This is a genomic window from Paenibacillus sp. 05T425 (assembly GCF_056396205.1).
In genome coordinates, this window is sequence record NZ_JBFTLA010000014.1 from 56,746 (window position 1) to 76,457 (window position 19,712).

At 50.7% G+C, this 19,712-nt stretch carries 11 protein-coding genes and 1 pseudogene; all 12 read left to right on the forward strand.

Features of this window, described 5'->3' with window-relative positions; genetic code table 11:
* The first annotated feature begins 99 nt into the window (after positions 1 to 99).
* The 12 genes and pseudogenes from AC1DF0_RS26220 (at position 100) to AC1DF0_RS26275 (ending at position 19,627) form a co-directional block, all read left to right on the forward strand.
* Positions 100 to 2,802 (forward strand): glycosyl hydrolase family 95 catalytic domain-containing protein, encoded by a 2,703-nt coding sequence (locus tag AC1DF0_RS26220; protein ID WP_477576195.1) that lies wholly within the window; start codon positions 100 to 102, stop codon positions 2,800 to 2,802.
* 438 nt (positions 2,803 to 3,240) lie between these two features.
* Positions 3,241 to 4,779: a GNAT family N-acetyltransferase gene (locus AC1DF0_RS26225; RefSeq protein ID WP_477576197.1), complete on the forward strand. Its 1,539-nt coding sequence runs from the start codon at positions 3,241 to 3,243 to the stop codon at positions 4,777 to 4,779.
* Positions 4,780 to 4,797: 18 nt separating this feature from the next.
* Positions 4,798 to 5,679 carry a carbon-nitrogen hydrolase family protein gene (locus tag AC1DF0_RS26230; RefSeq protein WP_442052617.1) on the forward strand — a complete coding sequence of 294 codons (882 nt, stop codon included), beginning with the start codon at positions 4,798 to 4,800 and terminating at the stop codon, positions 5,677 to 5,679.
* Between the two features lie 256 nt (positions 5,680 to 5,935).
* Positions 5,936 to 6,364: a MarR family winged helix-turn-helix transcriptional regulator gene (locus tag AC1DF0_RS26235; RefSeq protein ID WP_442052618.1), complete on the forward strand. Its 429-nt coding sequence runs from the start codon at positions 5,936 to 5,938 to the stop codon at positions 6,362 to 6,364.
* Between the two features lie 83 nt (positions 6,365 to 6,447).
* Positions 6,448 to 7,488, forward strand: a complete 1,041-nt coding sequence (locus AC1DF0_RS26240; RefSeq protein WP_442052619.1) for an NADH:flavin oxidoreductase — start codon at positions 6,448 to 6,450, stop codon at positions 7,486 to 7,488.
* 311 nt (positions 7,489 to 7,799) lie between these two features.
* The gene (locus AC1DF0_RS26245) at positions 7,800 to 8,699 is read left to right on the forward strand and encodes a carbohydrate ABC transporter permease (RefSeq protein WP_442052620.1); all 900 of its coding nucleotides are present in this window, start codon (positions 7,800 to 7,802) and stop codon (positions 8,697 to 8,699) included.
* A 30-nt stretch (positions 8,700 to 8,729) separates the two neighbouring features.
* Positions 8,730 to 9,554: a carbohydrate ABC transporter permease gene (locus tag AC1DF0_RS26250; protein ID WP_442052621.1), complete on the forward strand. Its 825-nt coding sequence runs from the start codon at positions 8,730 to 8,732 to the stop codon at positions 9,552 to 9,554.
* Positions 9,555 to 9,688: 134 nt separating this feature from the next.
* Positions 9,689 to 11,038 (forward strand): ABC transporter substrate-binding protein, encoded by a 1,350-nt coding sequence (locus tag AC1DF0_RS26255; RefSeq protein WP_477576199.1) that lies wholly within the window; start codon positions 9,689 to 9,691, stop codon positions 11,036 to 11,038.
* Positions 11,039 to 11,140: 102 nt separating this feature from the next.
* The gene (locus AC1DF0_RS26260; RefSeq protein WP_442052623.1) at positions 11,141 to 12,946 is read left to right on the forward strand and encodes a cache domain-containing sensor histidine kinase; all 1,806 of its coding nucleotides are present in this window, start codon (positions 11,141 to 11,143) and stop codon (positions 12,944 to 12,946) included.
* Positions 12,921 to 14,522 (forward strand): response regulator transcription factor, encoded by a 1,602-nt coding sequence (locus AC1DF0_RS26265; protein ID WP_477576201.1) that lies wholly within the window; start codon positions 12,921 to 12,923, stop codon positions 14,520 to 14,522. Before AC1DF0_RS26260 ends, AC1DF0_RS26265 begins: the two co-directional genes overlap by 26 nt.
* Positions 14,523 to 14,537: 15 nt before the next feature.
* Positions 14,538 to 14,648 (forward strand): annotated as a pseudogene (locus AC1DF0_RS26270) (sigma factor-like helix-turn-helix DNA-binding protein); the annotation flags it as partial.
* A gap of 296 nt (positions 14,649 to 14,944) precedes the next feature.
* Positions 14,945 to 19,627, forward strand: a complete 4,683-nt coding sequence (locus AC1DF0_RS26275; protein WP_477576203.1) for a glycoside hydrolase family 3 C-terminal domain-containing protein — start codon at positions 14,945 to 14,947, stop codon at positions 19,625 to 19,627.
* Positions 19,628 to 19,712 lie beyond the last annotated feature (85 nt).

Consider the following 19,712-nt stretch of genomic DNA (forward strand, 5'->3'; position numbering starts at 1 on the left):
AGGATGCCTTTGGTCGTCTCTATCAATAACGTTTTCATGCTTGTATCGATATAATTATATCGAAATGCTAGGAGCTTTGGGAAGCGGGGAAATAAGACGATGACAACTTCGACTGCGTGTTTGTTTGAAAAAGGAAATTACGTTTGCACCTATACGGACGTGCCGGCTTCCAACCCAGGATACGCTTGGCGGGACGGCATGGTTAGCGGCAACGGCGAGAACGGTTATATTACGTCTGGTTCGCCATATTCGGACAGCTTCATTTTCCAGTATATGTGGTTCAACTATCCGTCCAAAGATCCGAGATTCATTCCGGATGAGTTAACGGAGCAGCTTGGCGATGCGAGATGGAACGTCTTTAATCAGAACGACCAATGGAAGATCGAGGATGAGAGAGGCGCGACCCGAATCAGAACGTTCTATTACAGCTATCACCCCGGACATCAGCTCCGGTTAAGCGCGGCAAATAGAGGAAGCGTATCTCGTTATGAGCGATGGACGAATTATGAGACGGCGGAGACGGGCGTGCGTTACACCGATGAGTTCGGCAGGTGGACGAGAACTTCATTCACTTCCAGAGCAGACAATGTTTCGATTACGAAGATCGAGCAATCAGCCACCGGTACCAAAATCAATATGACGATCTCCATCGATGACATTTCGAATATGAGCCGTGCCCGAAACGGCACCTCTGAGGTAACAGCACTTCAGTATAAGAAGCTGGTACATCCGCAGGCTGAATATATTGCACAGATCGCCCATTACCCGTCCTATGAAGGCAGCGAGCTTACGAATGCAGGATATGCGGGGTTAACGCAGGTGCTCGTGGTTAACGGCAAGAAGAGAAGAGTGCTGCTCTCTGAAACAAATGAAACAATGAACGTTGGCAGCGAGCAGAATCCGGCGATTCAAATCATAGATGCCGATGCCGTCTATCTCATTACGCAATCAAATCGAACTTATGAGATGGGCAGTATCGAAGATTTTGCCGGACAGACGGAATACGCTCTCGTAGAGCGGTTGTTCCGGCATACGAACACCGTCGCGCAGAAGTATAGTGATGTTCAAGGCTGTTTTGATTATTACGCTGCCCTTGCTCCCCATACCGAGCAGCATGCTGCTGAATTCAATGCCGTCCGTTTCTCGTTAGCTGGCGATGAGATGGACAAGCAGGCGGATAATCTAGCGTTGATTCATAACCAACAAGCAACGGTATCGAGAATCAATCATGCCTTTATGGAGCAGGTTTACAACCAGGGGCGGTATGCGATGATATGCTGCGGCGGCTCAAGCGCACCTCGCTTGTACGGCATGTGGACGGGCGAATGGAATCCGGGCTGGCGCGGCATCTACACCTTGGACGCAAATGTGAATTTGCAGGTTGCGGCCATGAATACGGGGCATCTGACGCAGGCGCAGCTGGGATATATCGCATTTTTTCTGCGAAATGCGCCGGACTTCGCATACAATGCCCGCATGGCTTACGGCATGCATGATGCGCTTCAGGTATCCGTCAACTCTGACGGCGACCGCGGCATGCATGTGGAATACGACAACGATTATCCGTTTGAGTATTGGAATGCCGGGGCAAGCTGGTGCCTGCTGCCGATCTACGAATACTGGCAATGCTACGGCAATAAGCAAATTCCGATTGTGGATACAATGAGAATCTATGAGTTGCAGCCGCTGCTCAGCGTCCATGACGGGGGGCTTTCCGATAAGGAATTCGCTAATCTATTGCGAAAGGGATATCTGGAATTGGAGGAAGATATTTTGCTTCCTCTCCTGACGAAGCAGGCTAACTTCTGGGAACAGATATGTACGCCGGAATATTTCACGGACAAGAACGGCAATGCTTGTCATCAAAGGGGTAAAGAAACGTTAAATCCAGGCGAGAAGTATATGATTATCCCGACCTATTCGCCGGAAAATAATCCGATTGGCTATAACAGCACGATTACGGCTAATGCTACCATGGACATTTCGGCTGCGCGAGATGGTCTGTTAATGGTCATCACGATGGAGAAAGCCATCAAGCGCGAAGGCTATGAAGCCGCCGTTGCCAAATGGGAAGCGCTCTTAAATCTGTTGCCTGATTATAAATATGATGCGGACGGCGCTTTGCGTGAATGGGCGATGAATGAATATACGGAAAATAATAACCACCGCCATCTGAGCCATCTGTACGTCGCTTGGCCTGCTTATGAAACGCAAAACAATAAAGCTCTCGCTACAGCAGCGAGGATCGCACTTGAGAATAGAGACAAGTACAATACGAAGGACGCGACGGCGGGGCACGGATGGATGCATAAGGCACTAGTTAGCGCGCGGCTCAAACAAGGCGAAGGCGTACTGTCTTCGCTGCTGCCCATGATGACGGATGCCGGTTATTACCCGTCGTTAATGACAGACCATGATACGAATCGCAGAAATCATTGCTATTGCACCGATACGTCATTTGGCGTCGTTGCTTCAATTAACGAGACGTTGCTATTCTCGAATACGGGTGAAATCGAGCTGCTTCCGGCTTTGCCTTCTGATTGGCAATCGGGATCTATGGATGGGCTTATGGCAAGAACGCAAGTAGAGGTGAAGCAGCTGTCTTGGGATCTAAGAACCGGGACATCACAAGTGACGCTGTGCTCAAGCATTAGCGTGAATGCAATCAGATTAAGTTCGGGAATTCCCTGGACGAAAGCCATTGTGAATGGCAGTGAATCAGAAGTGCTCAATGATGAAATGGGCAAACATATTCACGTAACTCTGAGTGCGGATGAAGAAGTGAAGGTCGTATTTATCTAGAGCAATTCATAGTCAAGAAAGCAACCCGGCTGCCTGCACGATCGACTCATGAATGATTCGTGAGGTCATGCATTTCTAAAGAGTTCAAATGACTGCTGTGCAGCCATTTGAGCTCTTTTTTGTCTTCTGTGCATCCACTCAGTCCAGCGATTGAGTAATTATCGAATATAACGGCATGAATCGCAGCCCATTCCCGGGCAAGAAAGTCATTTTTCCGAGTTAAATACAATTTTCGTAATATACATTCAAGGCCCGATTATCCATGCCTCTTGTTCAGGGGTGTGGACTTTTTTGACGTATAGGAAAGTTCTTGAAATCCCCATCCATTCTCTACACGTTACGCTGAAACGACACCGTCCTCTGACAAGTACGCCGAAGGCATTTCTTCTCAATGTGGTATAATGTAGTTAAACGCATTTATAAAGGGGTCTTATTTCTATGACAACCGATCAAATCTCGCAATTCGAAAAGAAAATTATCATCCGCAACATTGAACGCGAAGATTTCGATAAAATCATCGCGTTGCAAAATATTTGTTTTCCGAACATGAGTCCCTGGAAGCTGGATCAATTGGAAAGTCACGTCCGCACGTTTCCCGAAGGCCAAATGTGCGTGGAGCTCGACGGTGATATTATCGGCTCCTGCTCTAGCCTGATCGTGAACTTCGACGATTATTTGGAGCAGCATACGTATTCCGAAATCACGGACAAGGGCTATATTCGCAACCATAACCCCCGGGGCGGGAACCTCTATGGGATGGAAGTCATGGTACACCCGGATTTCCGCCGCATGAAGATCGGCAGAAGGTTATACGAGGCAAGGAAACGGCTGGCGGAGCAGCTTAACCTCAAGAGTATTATCGTAGGGGGACGCATCCCGGGATATCACAACTATTCCGATAAATTGTCGCCGAGAGCTTATGCGGAGGAAGTGTTGCAGCAGAACATCTACGATTCGGTGCTGACTTTCCAGATGATGAACGGATTTACGCTGAAGAGGATCATTACCAATTATTTGTCCGATGACGCCGATTCCGAAAATTTCGCGGCCCTGTTAGAGTGGAATAATATCGAATACAAGCCTAGCATCAACAAGACGCTTTATAAAATGTCTTTTCCCGTCCGAATTTGCGTGGTCCAGTATATGATGAAGAAGATCGATTCTTTCGAGGAATTCGCCACCCAGTGCGAGCATTACGTCGACGTGGCAGCGGATTACAAGTCCGATTTCGCCGTTTTCCCGGAGAACTTCACGATGCAGCTGCTTTCCTTTTTGGATGAGCGGTCTCCAAGCTTGGCCGTCCGGAAGCTCACGACCTATACGACCAACTATGTGGAGTTATTCTCCGAACTCGCGGTCAAATATAACGTAAATATCGTAGGCGGCTCCCACTTCGTCGAGAACAATAACCGGCTATACAACGTCGCTCACTTGTTCCGCCGGGACGGCACAATTGAGCAGCAATACAAGCTGCATATTTCTCCGAACGAGCGGAAGTGGTGGGGCATCAACGGGGGGAGATCACTCGGGGTGTTCGATACGGATTGCGGTAAAATATCGATTCAACTCAGCAGCGATATCGAGTATCCGGAGTTGTCGCGTATCGTCGCTGAGGAGGGAGCGCAGATTATATTCGTTCCTTTCTGCGCTGAAGATAGGCAGACGTTCCTGAGGGTGAAGTACTGTGCGCAGGCCAGGGCGATCGAGAACCAAGTATTCATCGTGACCGCCGGAACGGTAKGGAATCTAACCCATGTGGACAACGTAGACGTTCAGTACGCCCAGTCCGGTATTTATACGCCGGCCGATTTTTCCTTCTCTCGCGACGGCATCGCGGGGGAGTGCAGCGAGAATACGGAGACGGTCATCATGGCCGAGGTAGACATGGAAACGCTGGAAAGGTATCGTAAGTCCAACGATGCATTGTCTTTCAAGGATCGCCGGACGGATATCTATTCTTTACAAATTCGTACTTAAAACATACCAGAGGTGCATATGAAGAAGTTAACGATAGCAACAACGCAATACGGTCTCACCGATATCCGTACCGAAGAAGAGTTCTGGACGGGAATCGATACGAAGGTACGGGATGCTGCCGGGCAGGGCGCCTCCATGATCGTGTTCCCGGAATACTTGACGGCACACTTGCTAAGCTTAGAGCCGTCGATGCTGCACGATGAAGCGTGTTATTTTCTGGACGGGCTGACGGACAGATATATCGAGTTCTTCGGAGAACGAAGCCGAGAATGCAATATTGCCATACTAGCAGGGACGCATATTTGCCGAGAGGAAGAGGGCAAGTACTCGAACAAGGCTTTCCTCTTCTTTCCCGACGGACGGGTGGAGACGCAGTGCAAGGTGCATCTTACGCCGGAGGAGCAGATTCGCTGGCCTCTGGTCGCGGGCGACGAGCTTAACGTATTCGACACGGAGTGGGGCAAGATGGCGATCTTGACCTGTTACGACATCGAGTTTCCGGAGCTGGCGAGGGCAGCCGCGCTTCGCGGCGCGGAACTGCTTCTATGCCCTTCCTATACCGATAGTTCCTTCGGGTACCATCGCGTGCGGCATTGCGCCCAAGCGAGGGCGATCGAAAATCAGTTGTTCGTCGTATTGAGCGGCCTCGTCGGATCCTTGTCCGAGGATCGTCCACAGGTGGACATGGGGTATTGCCAAGCGGGAGTATTCACCCCATGCGATCTGCCGTTCGCCGCGGATGGCATCTTGCAGGTCGGGGAAACGAACGAAAACATGACGGTGTTGGTCGAGCTCGACTTCCACAGGCTCCGAGAGAATCGCGAACGCGGAGCGGTAGCGCCCTTCTACGACCGCCGCCCCGATCTATACGAACACGAACACCAGAAGACGCTGCTGTAAATCAAAAAGCCGTTGTCCCCATGCGAAGGAGGGGCAAACGGCTTTTGCGGTATCAGAAAAGGAAAAATGAAGCTTCGATGAAAAACTCTATTACTGGCCTTGATGATATAGAATTGTTAAAAGCAAAATTGGACATTTTTTAAATGTAATGACTGCGTGGAGGAGGATATCGCATGAATAGAGATTTTGACCATTTCCGATAAGCTTGATACAATAAGACGACGTTATCAACATTTATTCTCGGGGTGGTCGAATCTTGCAAAACAACAACGAACGTCTGGATCTATGGCTGGCTGTATCCCAGATCCATTCCAGCGTCAACGATAAGTTGGAACAAGCGCTGCTCAAGCAATATGATATTTCCTTAAAGGAATTTTGCGTACTTAAATTCGTTTCCAGCTCGCCGTGCAAAGAACTGCGATTGCAGCAGCTCCAAGAGCTGGTGGGGTTAAGCCAAAGCGCGACGTCTCGCCTTGTGGATCGCATGGGAGCGCCCAGTGTTGGAGCACTGGAACGGCATACCTGCGCCGATGATCGACGCGGCATCTATACCCGAATTACGGAGTCGGGCGAACATAAGTACCAACAAGCGCTTGAAACGGTTAATCAGGTTTTGAATGCAGAGCTTAATAGCGATGGCATCTTGACCGAGCTGGAAATTCTTGTTCAAAAACTGTTGAAATAAGAGCAACTTGACAGAATTCTTTTATTTCGGTAATTTATATGCATGCKCATGCTTTTAAAAATAAGATTTAATGGAGGGTAACCATGACTAACACGCAAACGGTGCAATCCCTATTCCGTCCTTTTTCTATAGGGCAGCTATCCTTGACCAACCGAACGGTAATGGCGCCAATGACGCGCCAAAAATCGCCTAACGGCGTTCCCGGGCAGGATGTCGCTGCTTATTATCGTCGCAGGGCAGAGAACGGGGTCGGGCTAATCATAACGGAGGGCACGGTCATTAACCATGCCGATTCGAGCAACCAGAAGGATGTCCCGTTCATCTACGGGGAAGAAGCCTTGAAAGGCTGGGCGAATGTCGTTTCCGAAGTACACGATGCGGGAGGCAAGATCGTTCCTCAAATCTGGCATATGGGCGCTCGCGGCAACGTGAATGAGTACACCGAAGAAGAAATCGGCCGTATCGTGCAGGAATTCGCAAAAGCAGCTGCTGAAGCCAAACGTCTTGGGTTTGACGGCATCGAGCTGCACGGCGCGCACGGTTATTTAATCGATCAATTTTTCTGGGAGAAAACGAACCAGAGGACGGACCGATACGGAAACAGTTTCATCGCGCGTACGACCTTTGCAGCGGAAGTCGTAAAAGCTTGCCGCGAAGCCGTTGGCCCCGATTTCCCGATCATCCTGCGTATCTCGCAATGGAAGGGTTCCGATTACTCGGCTAAGCTCGTAAAAACAGCGGAGGAGTTAAAGCAATTTCTCGAACCTTTGGTGGATGCAGGCGTGGATATATTCCATTGTTCGACGCGGCGCTTCTGGGAACCGGAATTCGAAGGTTCCGAGTTGAATTTCGCGGGTTGGGTGAAGCAGTTGACCGGCAAACCGACCATCACGGTGGGCTCCGTCGGCTTGGAAGGGGACGTGTCGACCTTCTTCACTACAGGAAGCGGCTCGGGGATCGCAAGCTTGGATAGTTTAATACCGAAGCTGGAGAATCAGGAGTTCGATCTAGTCGCCATCGGCCGGGCGCTGCTTTCGGATCCGGCTTGGGTAAGTAAGATTAGGGAAGGCAAGCTGGAGGAACTTATTCCTTTCACGCCTCAATCGCTCCAAACCTTATATTGATTCAAAAAATATTCGTCATATATAACGAGGATGCCGTTCTTTTGAAGGATGGCACCCTCGTTTTTTTGTATACCGCGCGGCCATCCCAAAAAATATCTCAAGGGAAAGGTAAGAACCCAGACAGGATAAGGCCTTGCGATGGGATAGATGACCGAAACCGGCATCTGTCTCATCGCTTCTTTTATTTAAAAAGTAAAAAAAGTTTCAAATTGGGCAGTTCTCATTCTTATTTCGGTCCGCGTTATTTTCTACAATGAACGTGAAGATAACAACTTGATTACGTACACTATTTCGCGTTTGGGAGGATGACTATGAGAACAAACAGAGGAATCAGCATGAGCTTTCGAGAATCGATAGCGGGGTATTTGTTCGTCGCGCCTCTGATGCTGGGACTAATCGTGCTGTCGCTTCTGCCGGTTCTGGGATCGCTGCTGCTCAGCTTTACGGAATGGAATTTCGTGACGGGGATCGGAGGCATAAGGTTCACCGGTCTGGACAATTTCGAGAGATTGTTTCAAGACGACGTCTTTATGAAAAGCCTGTACAACAACCTGATTTTCATTATTACGGTGCCCATCACGATCGTATTGGCGCTTATGCTGGCCATCCTGATCGATAAGCATGTTTACGGAAAAGGCGCATTTAAGGTCGTATATTTTCTTCCCTATATATCGAGCGTCGTGGCGGTCGCCATGGTGTGGCAGGTGCTGTTCCACCCGACCTTCGGGCCCGTCAACAGCTTCCTGATGTCCATTGGGATCGACAACCCGCCGAAGTGGCTCGCCGACATCGACTATGCTTTGCCTTCACTTATGATGATTCAAGTTTGGATTCTGCTTGGCTACAACATTATTATTTTCATCGCCGGCCTTCAGGGCATACCGAAGGATTTGTACGAAGCGGCGGAGATCGACGGAGCCAACGTTTGGACGCAATTTCGGAAAATTACCGTTCCTTGCATTTCGCCGACCACGTTTTTTCTGCTGGTTACCGGCATCATCGGCACATTTAAAATATTCGACCTTATCCAGGTGCTGACGCAAGGCGGTCCCGCGAACTCGACTACGGTTATCGTATACGAGCTGTACGACACGGCCTTCAATCAGTTGAAGACGGGTTATGCGTCCGGGATGGCGCTTATACTCTTCCTCATCTGCCTCGCCGTTACGGGTCTTCAGATGCTGGCGCAGAAGAGATGGGTCAACTACTAACGGCGGGATGTACGGAAGGAGATTAAGAAGATGAAGCAATTGCAATTATCCAAGCTGATCTGGACGTTAATAATGGGGCTGATGGGCATCGTGTCGCTGCTGCCGTTTCTATGGATGCTGTCGGCCTCCTTCAAGAAAGAGGCGGACGTGTTTACGTTTCCGATACAGTGGTTTCCTTCCACATGGAACGTGATCGAGAACTATACGAGCGTGTGGACCGGCGATTTCGTAAGGTATTACGGCAATTCCATTTATATTACGTTGGCGACTACTTTCATTAACGTGCTCGTATGCGCGCTGGCTGCCTACGGCTTCTCCAAGCTGCGTTTCCGCGGCCGCGATGCCATGTTTCTTCTTGTGCTCGCCCTGTACATGGTTCCGCCGCAAGCGTCGCTCGTGCCTCAGTTTCTATTGTTCAACGAGCTGAACCTGATCGACACGCATCTGGGACTTATCCTGATTAACAGCTTCAGCATTATCGGCGCGTTCATGCTTCGCCAGTTTTTCATGAGCGTCAACAACGAGTATCTGGAATCTGCTAAAATCGACGGAGCGGGACACTTCCGCACGTTTATGCAAATCGCGCTGCCGCTCATTCGGCCGGGTCTCGCTACTTATGCGATTTTGCGGTTCATCTGGACATGGAACGATTATCAATATCCGCTAATCTTCCTGAAGTCGAAGGAACTATTTACGATTCAGCTTGGTATCCGGCTGTTCGGCGATCAGTACGGCGATGTCTACTCGCTGATGATGGCGGGCGCGGTATCCGCGATTTTGCCGCTGCTGATTATTTTCGCCATCGGCCAGAAGCAGGTCATCGAAGGCATATCGCTTGGCGGGGTGAAAGGATGACAAAGTCAAAATCGTTTCAACTACGTAAAAAATGAGAACTTCGGAGCATAATCGAACATGATACGATTCTCTCGTAAGCCGTTTCAACTTCGCCTAACGAACAGTTACGAAGCAATATGATGAGGAGGGTTCACATGAAAAAGAGATTAGGCATTACGATGATCGGTTTGGCCATGCTCGCTTCCGCTTGTTCCGGAGGGACAAACGGCGGAGCGCCGTCCGATAAGCCTGCGAACGCAGGCAAGGAGCCGGCTGCGGAGCAAGTCGTGCTGAAGCTCAGCACTTGGCAGACGGACGGAAAAGCGAAGTGGAGCGAAATCATACCTAAATTCGAAGAGAAGTATCCGAATATTAAAGTCGAGCTGGATCTTTTGAACGAGAAAGGAGATTCCGTTGCTTCGATGCAGAAGCTGGACCTGATGGCGGCTTCTAACGATCAGCTCGACATCGTCGAGCTTCCATACACGAATTATACGCAGCGAGCGGATATCGGCATGCTGGAACCGCTTGACGGCTACATCGAGAAGGATGGCTACAAGTACGAGGACGAATATTTAGTCGACACGAAGGTGAACGGAAAAGTGTACGCGCTTCCTTCCTCGATGCAGCGCTGGTTCGTTCTGCTAAACAAAGAGATGCTGGACGAAGCGGGATTGCCGGTTCCAACGGATTGGACATGGACCGAGTTCGCTGAGTATGCCCAGAAGCTGACGAAAGGCGAAGGCGCGACGAAGCGTTATGGCGCATATTTGCACAACTGGCCGGATTATTTCCAGCTTCAGCTTATGAGCAAGCCTACGGACAACACGTTCCTGAAGGCGGACGGCACTTCAAACGCGCTTGATCCGGCGTTCAAGGCGAACCTGGAAATGATGAAGAAGATGATGTACGAAGACAAGAGCGCGAACGCTTACGAAGATATTATTTCGCAGAAACTCGCTTACCGTAACCAATATTTCAACGGGCTTGCCGCCATGCTGCCAATGGGCGACTGGATGGTAGCGGAGTCGGGCGGAACGGACGCCATACCCGCAAACTTCGTGACGGCGTTCGCTCCAATCCCGCGCCTAGATGGCGAAAGCAAGCATTACACGCCGGTTCAACCGACTTATATGGGCGTAGCCGCCAAATCCAAAAACAAAGAAGCCGCTTATACTTTCGTTAGATGGTATACGTCCGAAGGACTGGGCATCGGCGGACGCGTCTTCTCCGGCTGGGCGAAAGCGGATACGGGCAAGCTGATCGATACGATTGTCGGCGCGGCAAAGGATCCGTCCAAAATCGACGTGGAATCGCTCAACTATACGATGGAAACGATKGTTCCGGGAACGGCGCCGGTACCGACGAAATATGCAGATGAAGCCAAAAACTCGGTTATTCCGGAAGCGGAGCTGTACCTGCTCGGCAACCAAGACATTGACGCCACGATTGCAAACATCGACAAGAAAATAACCGAAGTCGTAGGCAATAACAGCGGAAAGTAACATTTGCCGCCTGTCTTGAAGCGGTTTACAATATGGAGGGGCAGGGAGACGTAATCTCCCTGTCCCCATTCCAATTAGAGGCTAAGGACGGGGGAACTCGTTATGAAACGACATCAATCCTTGCGCACGAAGCTGGTCTGGTCGGCATTAATTTGTTTCCTGTTCCCGCTTATCGTCATCTATATTGTAACGAACTACTTCACAAGGGATATTATATTGGAAAAGGTCATCGCTAACGCGAAGGATTCGCTCAAGGTAGCCGAAACCGAAATCAACGGCCTCTTCGAGGATACGCTCACGCTGTCGAACTTCGTACTCATGAACAGCGAGCTGAGACAGATGCTGTCCACGAACCGGGATGCGCTTCAGCCGGAAGAGCAGAGGCGGAGCTACTCGCTTGCTTACAGCCAATTGTCGCGCAGCTTGGACGAGCTGTTCATGCCGAAAAACGATTATGACGTGACCATCCTGGGGACAAAAGATGCGTTCTATACCAATTATTCGCACAGCGATTACGATCCCACAAGGCTCTACGGGGAGGATTGGTTCCCTAATCTTTCGAACCGGGAGATGCTCGCCGCCTATTGGAGGGGAGACATCTCCCGCGTTACGGGCGGCAAGTCTCATACGGTGACGATGGGACGCGCTATTAGAAGCGCCACTTACAGTCCCATCGGTTACATCGTGATCGATATGAACGAAAGACTTATCCGGCCTTACTTGAATGGAGGCGCGGATCAGGAGATGATGCTGATAGATTCCGCCGGACGCGTCATGTCCCATTCGGACCCCGCTAGAATCGGCAAGAAGCTGGATTGGTGGCCGCTAGAGAAAGAAAAGCAGACCGTCGAGACGGACGGCGAAACGTATATTATCGTCCAGCAGACGCTGGAGAGCAACGGTTGGCATGTCGTCAATCTGATTCCGTTGAATCCGGCGATTCAGAAAAATAAACAAGTGCTTTCTATTAGTTTTATCGTGCAGGCGTTGTTTTTTACTTTGTTTTTCCTCCTGCTTACGGTGCGTATCTCCGCCATCCTGAAGCCGATTACAAGCCTTAGCAAGTTCGTGACGAGCATCGGAAGAGGCCAGCTTGGTTCCCGCAACGGGATTAGGACGAACAATGAAGTCGGTCAGCTTGCAAGGACGATCGATTATATGCTCGATCGGATCGAATTCATGATCCAGCAAATAACGGTTGAACAATCGAAGAAGCGGAAGGCGGAGCTGGAAATGCTGCAAGCGCAAATTAATCCGCATTTTATGTTCAATTTGCTCAATTCGATTCGAATGAATATATTGGTGCGCGGGGACAAGGAGAACGCTGAGCTGATCGGTTCGCTTTCCTCCTTGCTGCGGATGACTATTGATCGCGACAACGCTTATATTCCTCTTCGGGAAGAAGTGGCTACCATCGATCATTACATGAAGCTAATGAACTTCCGGCATGCCAATCAGATTCAGCTCGTTACCCGGTTCGACGATGAATGCGGCGAAACGTTGGTGCCTCGTTTCATGATCCAGCCACTGATCGAAAACGCCATTATACACGGCTTTGAGCAACAGCACGGCGAGATTTACATTGCAGCGGGAAGGGTGAACGAGGACGGTAAGAGACTGATTCGCATCAGCGTAACCGACAACGGCGCGGGCATGTCGGAGGAGCAGCTGGAGAAGCTTAGGAAGCAAAGCGAAGAGCGCGAAGACGGCGATGGCGAAGGAGAGGCGCGCGGCTTCTCCGGCATAGGCGTCAAAAACGTGTTCCAGCGGCTTCGGCTTATCTATGGAACCAAATTTAAATCGTGGATTCAAAGCGAACCGGGTATAGGGACTGCAATTACGTTACAATTCCCAATCGAAGTCGAGAGCGCGGGTGAGACCTATGTTGAAAGCCATATTGGTAGATGACGATTTTCCCGTTCTGAGATACTTGGCAGGCGCGGTGCAGTGGCATGATCTCGGCATCCAGCTGGCAGGAAGCTTCTCCAACGGACTCGAGGCATGGGAAGCGGCGGGTGAGGATCCGCCCGACATTATCGTGACCGACATCGGCATGCCGAAGATGAACGGACTGGAGATGCTGAACAAATTCCTATCCGTCAAACCGGACGCGAAAGCGGTCATTCTGTCCTGTCATAATGAGTTCAAGTACGCGCAGCAAGCGATTAAGCTGAACGTAAGCGATTATATATTGAAGGAAAGTCTGGATGTCGCAGATTTGCAGGACATTCTGAAAAGAATGGCCGACGAGCTTGCGGAGAGAAAGCAGCGGTACGCCGATATCGTGCAATACAAGCAGAAGCAAACGATGAACGTGTCCGCGCTGAAGGAAAAATTTCTGAAGGAAACGCTCTTCCAATCCTCTTGGCCGAAAGAAGACTGGATAGCGCGCGCGGCATCGTTCGGCGTCTCCTTAAACGCAAAGTGGCATGTGCCGCTTCTGCTCGTCATCAATCGGATGCCTGAGTTGTCCAAGTCGCGGGAGATGAACGAATACACGATTGCTTTTTCCGTTGAGAACGTGCTGCAGGACGTATTGCCGCCGGAGAAGTGGCCGATCTTTAGGTACAGCAACAATCAGCTTGTCGTCCTGTGCCGCACAGACAACCCGGAAGGGGAGCTGGGACAAATTCATGTGGCCATGCGCGACGGCATCGCGGCCATTATCCGTTATTTGCGGTTCAACGTGACGTGCATAATGGGCAGACCGGCCCGCAACCCGAAGGAGCTGCGTGAAATTTTGCTGCCCATGCTGAAGGAACGGGAACATGCTTTCTATATAAAGGAGACAGGCATTCACCGCTTTGAGGTAAAAGCGTTTGCCAAAGGTGATATTTTCGCCGAATATGCAGAAGTGTTCTCCAGCGTGAACAAGAGCGTCGCGCTCAACCAACAGGAAGAACTGAAGCTGCTGGTGGAACAGTGGATGAGGTCTGTCCGCAGACAGTCGTTCCATCCTGGAGACGTGAAGGAGATGGTGCTTCAGCTGCTTATGGATCTCCAGATGAAGGCGAAGGCGACGATGTCGCATGATCTGTTCCTGCCCGGCGAGAAGTTGTACGATTCCGTTCATGGGATCGAGACGCTCGATCATCTTGAGGAGTGGCTGATCCACTTCTTGAAGGAGTTTGCGCGCAAGCTCAGCCTATTCGCCGTCACCTCGAAGCGGCCAGAGGTCATTAAGGCACAGCAATATGTCATTGAGCATGTGACCGAGAAGGTTTCCTTGGAGGATATGGCGGGATATTTGAATTTGAATGCCAGTTATTTCAGCCGGCTGTTCAAAAAAGAAACGAATCAAAATTTTATCGAATACGTCAATATGGTCAAGCTGCAAAAGGCGAAGGAGCTGCTTCAGCAATCCAATAAAGGCGTGGAGGAAATTTCCGATTATTTGGGCTATGCCAACAAAAGTTATTTCATCAAGCTGTTTAAACGGGAGATGGGTATGAGACCCAGCGAGTTCTCGACCTGGAATTGTTAGCCGTTTGCGGTGATTACGCAACGGGAAATCTCGAAGGAGCTGGGCATTTCGCGGAGCTATATGTCACGGATCGAAAAGAGAGCTCTGATGAAGCTGTATCATGAGTTTTATAAGGCGAAGAGGTAATAGAGCGTGCTAGACCTCCCAGGCGCCTCCAGAAAAAACCTTGAGAAATCAAGGTTTTTTTGTTTTTTTTTAGAACGATACCGGCTCGATAGAAACATCAATTACGCTTTTTGCATAGTAGGGCATCAAAAAAATGCGGTAACAACCCGAGAAATAGCTCGCTATTTCTATTTCGAAGTGACAAGTAAAATATGGTATGAAAGCGCTATCGGAAAAGAGGAGGTGCGTTTTGAGCAGTAAACCGAGGCGTGTGGTCAAGTAGTCACTTAAGTACAAGAGGGGAAGGTTGATCGGTTATGAAGGTATTCGGTTATCGGACTTGGAGCAAGAAAGCAATGCCGGTTGTTCTTGCATGTTCGCTCTCGATTGGACTGCTAACAGGAACCATGCCAACAGGAGTCGTCAACGCGGCTGAGGAGGACCTAGTTGCCTTCAAGACGCAAGTGGGCGGCGTTTTTGATGGTATGCCGCTCTTTGACGGAGTGCCCGAGCATTTGGATGCATTTGTAGACGCTTACTTTCAGTACACGGGTTTAGAAGGTCCAGCTGTCTATGCGACTGGATCCCGTAATCATTATACATTGCAGCAGGGAGAGAACGCGGGTCATAAGATTCCGGGGGCACTATCAGCCGCTGATAACGTACAAGGCATATCGACTGATTTTCCGGCATTGGTAGGGATGGGGCAAACCTGGAATAAAGAGCTGCTTGCCGATATCGGACAAGTCATCGGCGCCGAGAAAATCAGCCAGCTGAAAGTTAAGCAAGGCGTTTCGAATATCCATGGCGGAAGCGATTCTTCCGCTTCGGTCGCTTTCACGGTCGTAAGCGATCTAAGAATCAACCCGCTCAGCGGCCGGTTCGACGAAGGGTTCGCGGAGGACGCCTATCTCGCAGGCACGATGATCGACGAAATGGCGGCGGGCCTCAGCGGTACGGATCAGGCTGAAAGCGAGGACGGATTTTGGATGCGGGCTGCCGTAGGCACGAAGCATTACTCCGTATATAATGCGCAATGGTTCAGACAGTCCGCAAGTAACAGCGCGGGAGCAAGAGCCATTTACGAGTATCAAACGCGCGCTCCGCTGCAAGCTTTTGAGAACGGATCGGTAGCGGGAGTTATGACTTCGTTTGGCCGCACCAACGGCGTGCCGAACATTTTCTCGCCCATCCAGCTTCACGCCAACAATTTCTCCAAGTACGGTGTATACAGCTCGCCCGATTTCAACGGAGACGCACTCGTGTTTGGTGCTAACACGATGGGTAACGGCTATGACACGAAGTATGCACAAGATCGGACGCTGGCGAACTTGCTCATGATATTGGCCGAAGCGAATGCGGGGCGACCGTCACCGAACGCAAGCGACGCGCTAGCCGACGTACTCGCGGTCGTAAGCGCTGTCGAGCAAGGGAAATACGACGTCACAGCCGAGGATTTGATCGAAGCGGCTCGTCCGCACGTTAATCAGATGGTACGCATCGGCATTTTCAACGAAACGGACGAGAACGGCATTCCGAAATATTATCCGTTCGCGCAAGACGCCAAGGACGTGCGTACGGAAGCGCCGGCTACTTATGCGCTGCAAGAGCACCAAGACGTGGCGCTGCGGGCGGCACAGGAAAGTATCGTATTGCTTAAAAACGACGGAGCTCTTCCGCTGGCAAAGGAACAGAAAGCTGCTGTATCCGGCCCCTATGCGGATGCAAGGTTCAAGACTGTTTATTCCGTAGGGACAACTCCTAGTATTCCTAACTCCGGTGATTCACCGCTGCTTGCCATTATTAAGCAAAATGGAAGCGACAACGTTAGCTATGATGAAGGCGGCAAATTAATAGCGCTTCAATCCGTCCTGAGCGGTCAGACCGTTACGGCGAGCACATACGGCGGAGAAGCTGGCGCGGGGCTAATCACGACAGAAGATCCGCTGGATGTGGAGAACAATGCACATTTGTTCAGAGTGTACGATTGGGGTCAGGAAGGCGTAAGCTTGCAGTCTCTGCTTAACGGCAAATGGATTACCTCGCCGTCCGCCGCCAATGCGGTCGTTGGAAATACCGACGCAACGCAGCTGAACCTTACGAACAATGACTGGAATTTGGCCGAGATGCTTGGAAGCACGAGCACCATTCCGTCACGGCTTCGAATGGAAGCGAACGGAGACGACACCGTCTCGATCGTGTCCAACGGCTATCGTACCGGATTCAGCGGCGATTTCTCGAACTGGTATTATACGAACGGCCGATTCATCCGAACCGCGGAGGACAACACGCTGAAGACGGCAGCCACGACGCTAACGAACGCAACGGTTGCAGCAAGCCGAGGCGATGATGTGAAATTCGAGCAGACGATCGTTAAGGATGTTGGCGAAGAAGCAGCTGCTAGAGCAGCAACAGACGATTACGCGATTGTATTCGTAGGTGCGATTCCTCGTCACAGCGCCGGTGAGGGCAACGACCGATCTTCCCTCTATATGGGCAATGACGATTATGAGCTCGTCGAGAAGGTTTCCGCGGCGTTCGCGGCAGAGGGCAAGAAAACAATTGTTGTTGTGAAATCCAGCTTCCCGGTGGTTATGGAAGACATTCAGAACAATCCGAACGTGTCCGCGATCGTGTACCAGCCGTATGGGGGACAATACGATTCACAGGCGCTTGCTCAGGTGCTTTATGGCGATTATTCGCCAACAGGCCGTCTGACATCTACATGGTACTCGGATATGTCGGCTTTCCCGTCGATTAACCAATACGCGATACCGGAGGGCAATACGACCCAGACGATCGAAGCCAATACCGACCCTAGATTCACGGTTGATATGACGAATGCCGATCCGATTGAATCCAAATTGACGTATATGTATACCGACGCTCCGGTCACATACAGCTTCGGTTACGGTTTATCTTACAGTGATTTCACGTATAGCGACTTGGCCGTTCCTTCTTCGGTCAGCGGCAGCGAACCGTTCACCGTATCCGTCACCGTAGAAAATACGGGCGCTGTGGACACCTCCGAGGTCGTCCAGCTCTATGCGAACAACAATGATGCTGCGTATGGCGAATATGCGCCTATTAAGCAGCTCGTATCTTATGAGAAAATCGAGCTGGAAGCCGGCGAATCGAAGACGGTCGAGTTGACCGTGAATCCGAAAGATTTTGCCGTATGGGACGTCAATAAAGGCGACTTCCAGGTCGAGAGCGGCACCTATTCATTCATGGCAGGATCTGCATCGGACGATATCCGTCTGGAAGCTTCGGTTGAAGTAGTCGGAACGCCGCTCGCTCAGCTCGATATTTACGAGCCGTTCAACGTCTTCGACCATTCGTTCGCTTCGGACGAAGTCATTTATCATGAGGTATCGAAGGCTCGTACGGCTAGCGGTTTGAAAGAAAAGAAAGTCGTAGGCGAATATTATTCGGTCAGATCCAAGCAGAACGGCTCTTGGACAGCAATCCCTAAAGTGGATTTAACGGGAGCGAAGCGGGTAACTGCCAGCGTGGCGAGTGGTTCGGAAGGCGGATTCATTACGCTTCATGCGGATTCACCGTATAGCGCGCCGATCGCTTTGCTGGAAGTAGGTTACACGGGTCCGACTTCTTACACGATCGAAACTGCGGGTGTAGCCGTGAGCGAGCTGGGTTATACCGATGTTACGGTTGATTTGAGCAATACGGCCATTACGGGGACGCATGATCTTTACGTTGTATTCCGTTCACCGGATCTGCGTATCGACAGCTTATCTTTCCAGACCGATGCTGTCATTAGCGTATCCGGCAAAATATCCGGTTCACAGCGCAACCCATTCCTGAACGTCCAAGCGGACCAGACTCCATTCGGTCTTGATGCGGTCAATACGGATAATTGGAGCTTCGACGGCGGAGATAGCGGCTTGACTCTATCCTCTGTCACGTTGAACGAAGATCAAACGGTAGCGAAGCTTCAACTTGCGGGCACTGCTAAGGCCAAAGCAACGTTGCAAATCTCGGCTCATTCAGAAGCTTTCGCAGGAAGCACCACAGGCAGCAACATCGTTACGGTGACCGTCGGAAGCAACAGCGGATCCGGCACCGTTACGCCGTCTCCTGAACCTGAGCCGGAGCCGGGAACGGAACAACCGGAAGAGCCGGAAGCTGAATCCGTATTGGTAAGCGCATTGACGGAGGCTGAGCTTTCGCTTGTGAATGAGTTGAAAATACCGGGCGTATCAGTGGCAGGAACACCTGTGAAGTTAAGCATCATTTCCAAGAAGGGAATGTACGCTCATGGGAAACTTGCTGATAGCTCTGCCGCATTCACGGTATTGGCTAGATTGAATAATGACGGTACCTTAACTCCAGTACCCACTCGCGTCGTAACGAATGCGGATGGTACGAGAACCATTCAGGCACTCGTGCTTTCGGACGGCATTTACGTCCCGATTAACGTCGAACGCCAGTTCATAGACATACCGGCCGATGCGTGGTACGCCAAAGAAATCCGGCAAGCAAGCAGCTTACTGCTGCTGAACGGCGTGTCGGCTGACCGGATGCAGCCGACATCCTATACAACCTATTATAAAGCGTTGATGGTCGCTCTTAACGTACTCGGAATAACGCCATCCAAAGAAGAGCAAGATACGAAGTGGTTTGATGCCGTCGTGAGAGAAGCTGCTCTTCTCCAACTATCGGCAAACGCAACGCCTTCGGCTGATTTTTCGATTAGTCGGGAACAAACGGCAGACATTCTGACTAAAGCATTAGGTGCCGCCGGTCTCGATGTCACGATGTCGGGGGAAGCGGCGGCTGAGCTTCTTAAACCATTTACAGATGCTTCAGCCATCACGTCAGAATACCGTTTGTCCTTGGCTGTCATGGTCAAATACGGCATCCTGAAAGGAACGGCTTCAGGCAAGCTGCTCCCTTCCGCAGGACTTACTAGAGCAGAGCTGGCTGCAGTGGCGCTTCGTGCGCGTACGGCCATCGACAGCATCCTTTCAATAGAATAGTTGAATTTCTACCCGCTTGGTGGTACCTTTGCACAAGGAGCCGCCAGGCGGGTCTCTTTACCACATTAGAATGTTTAAGTGCTTT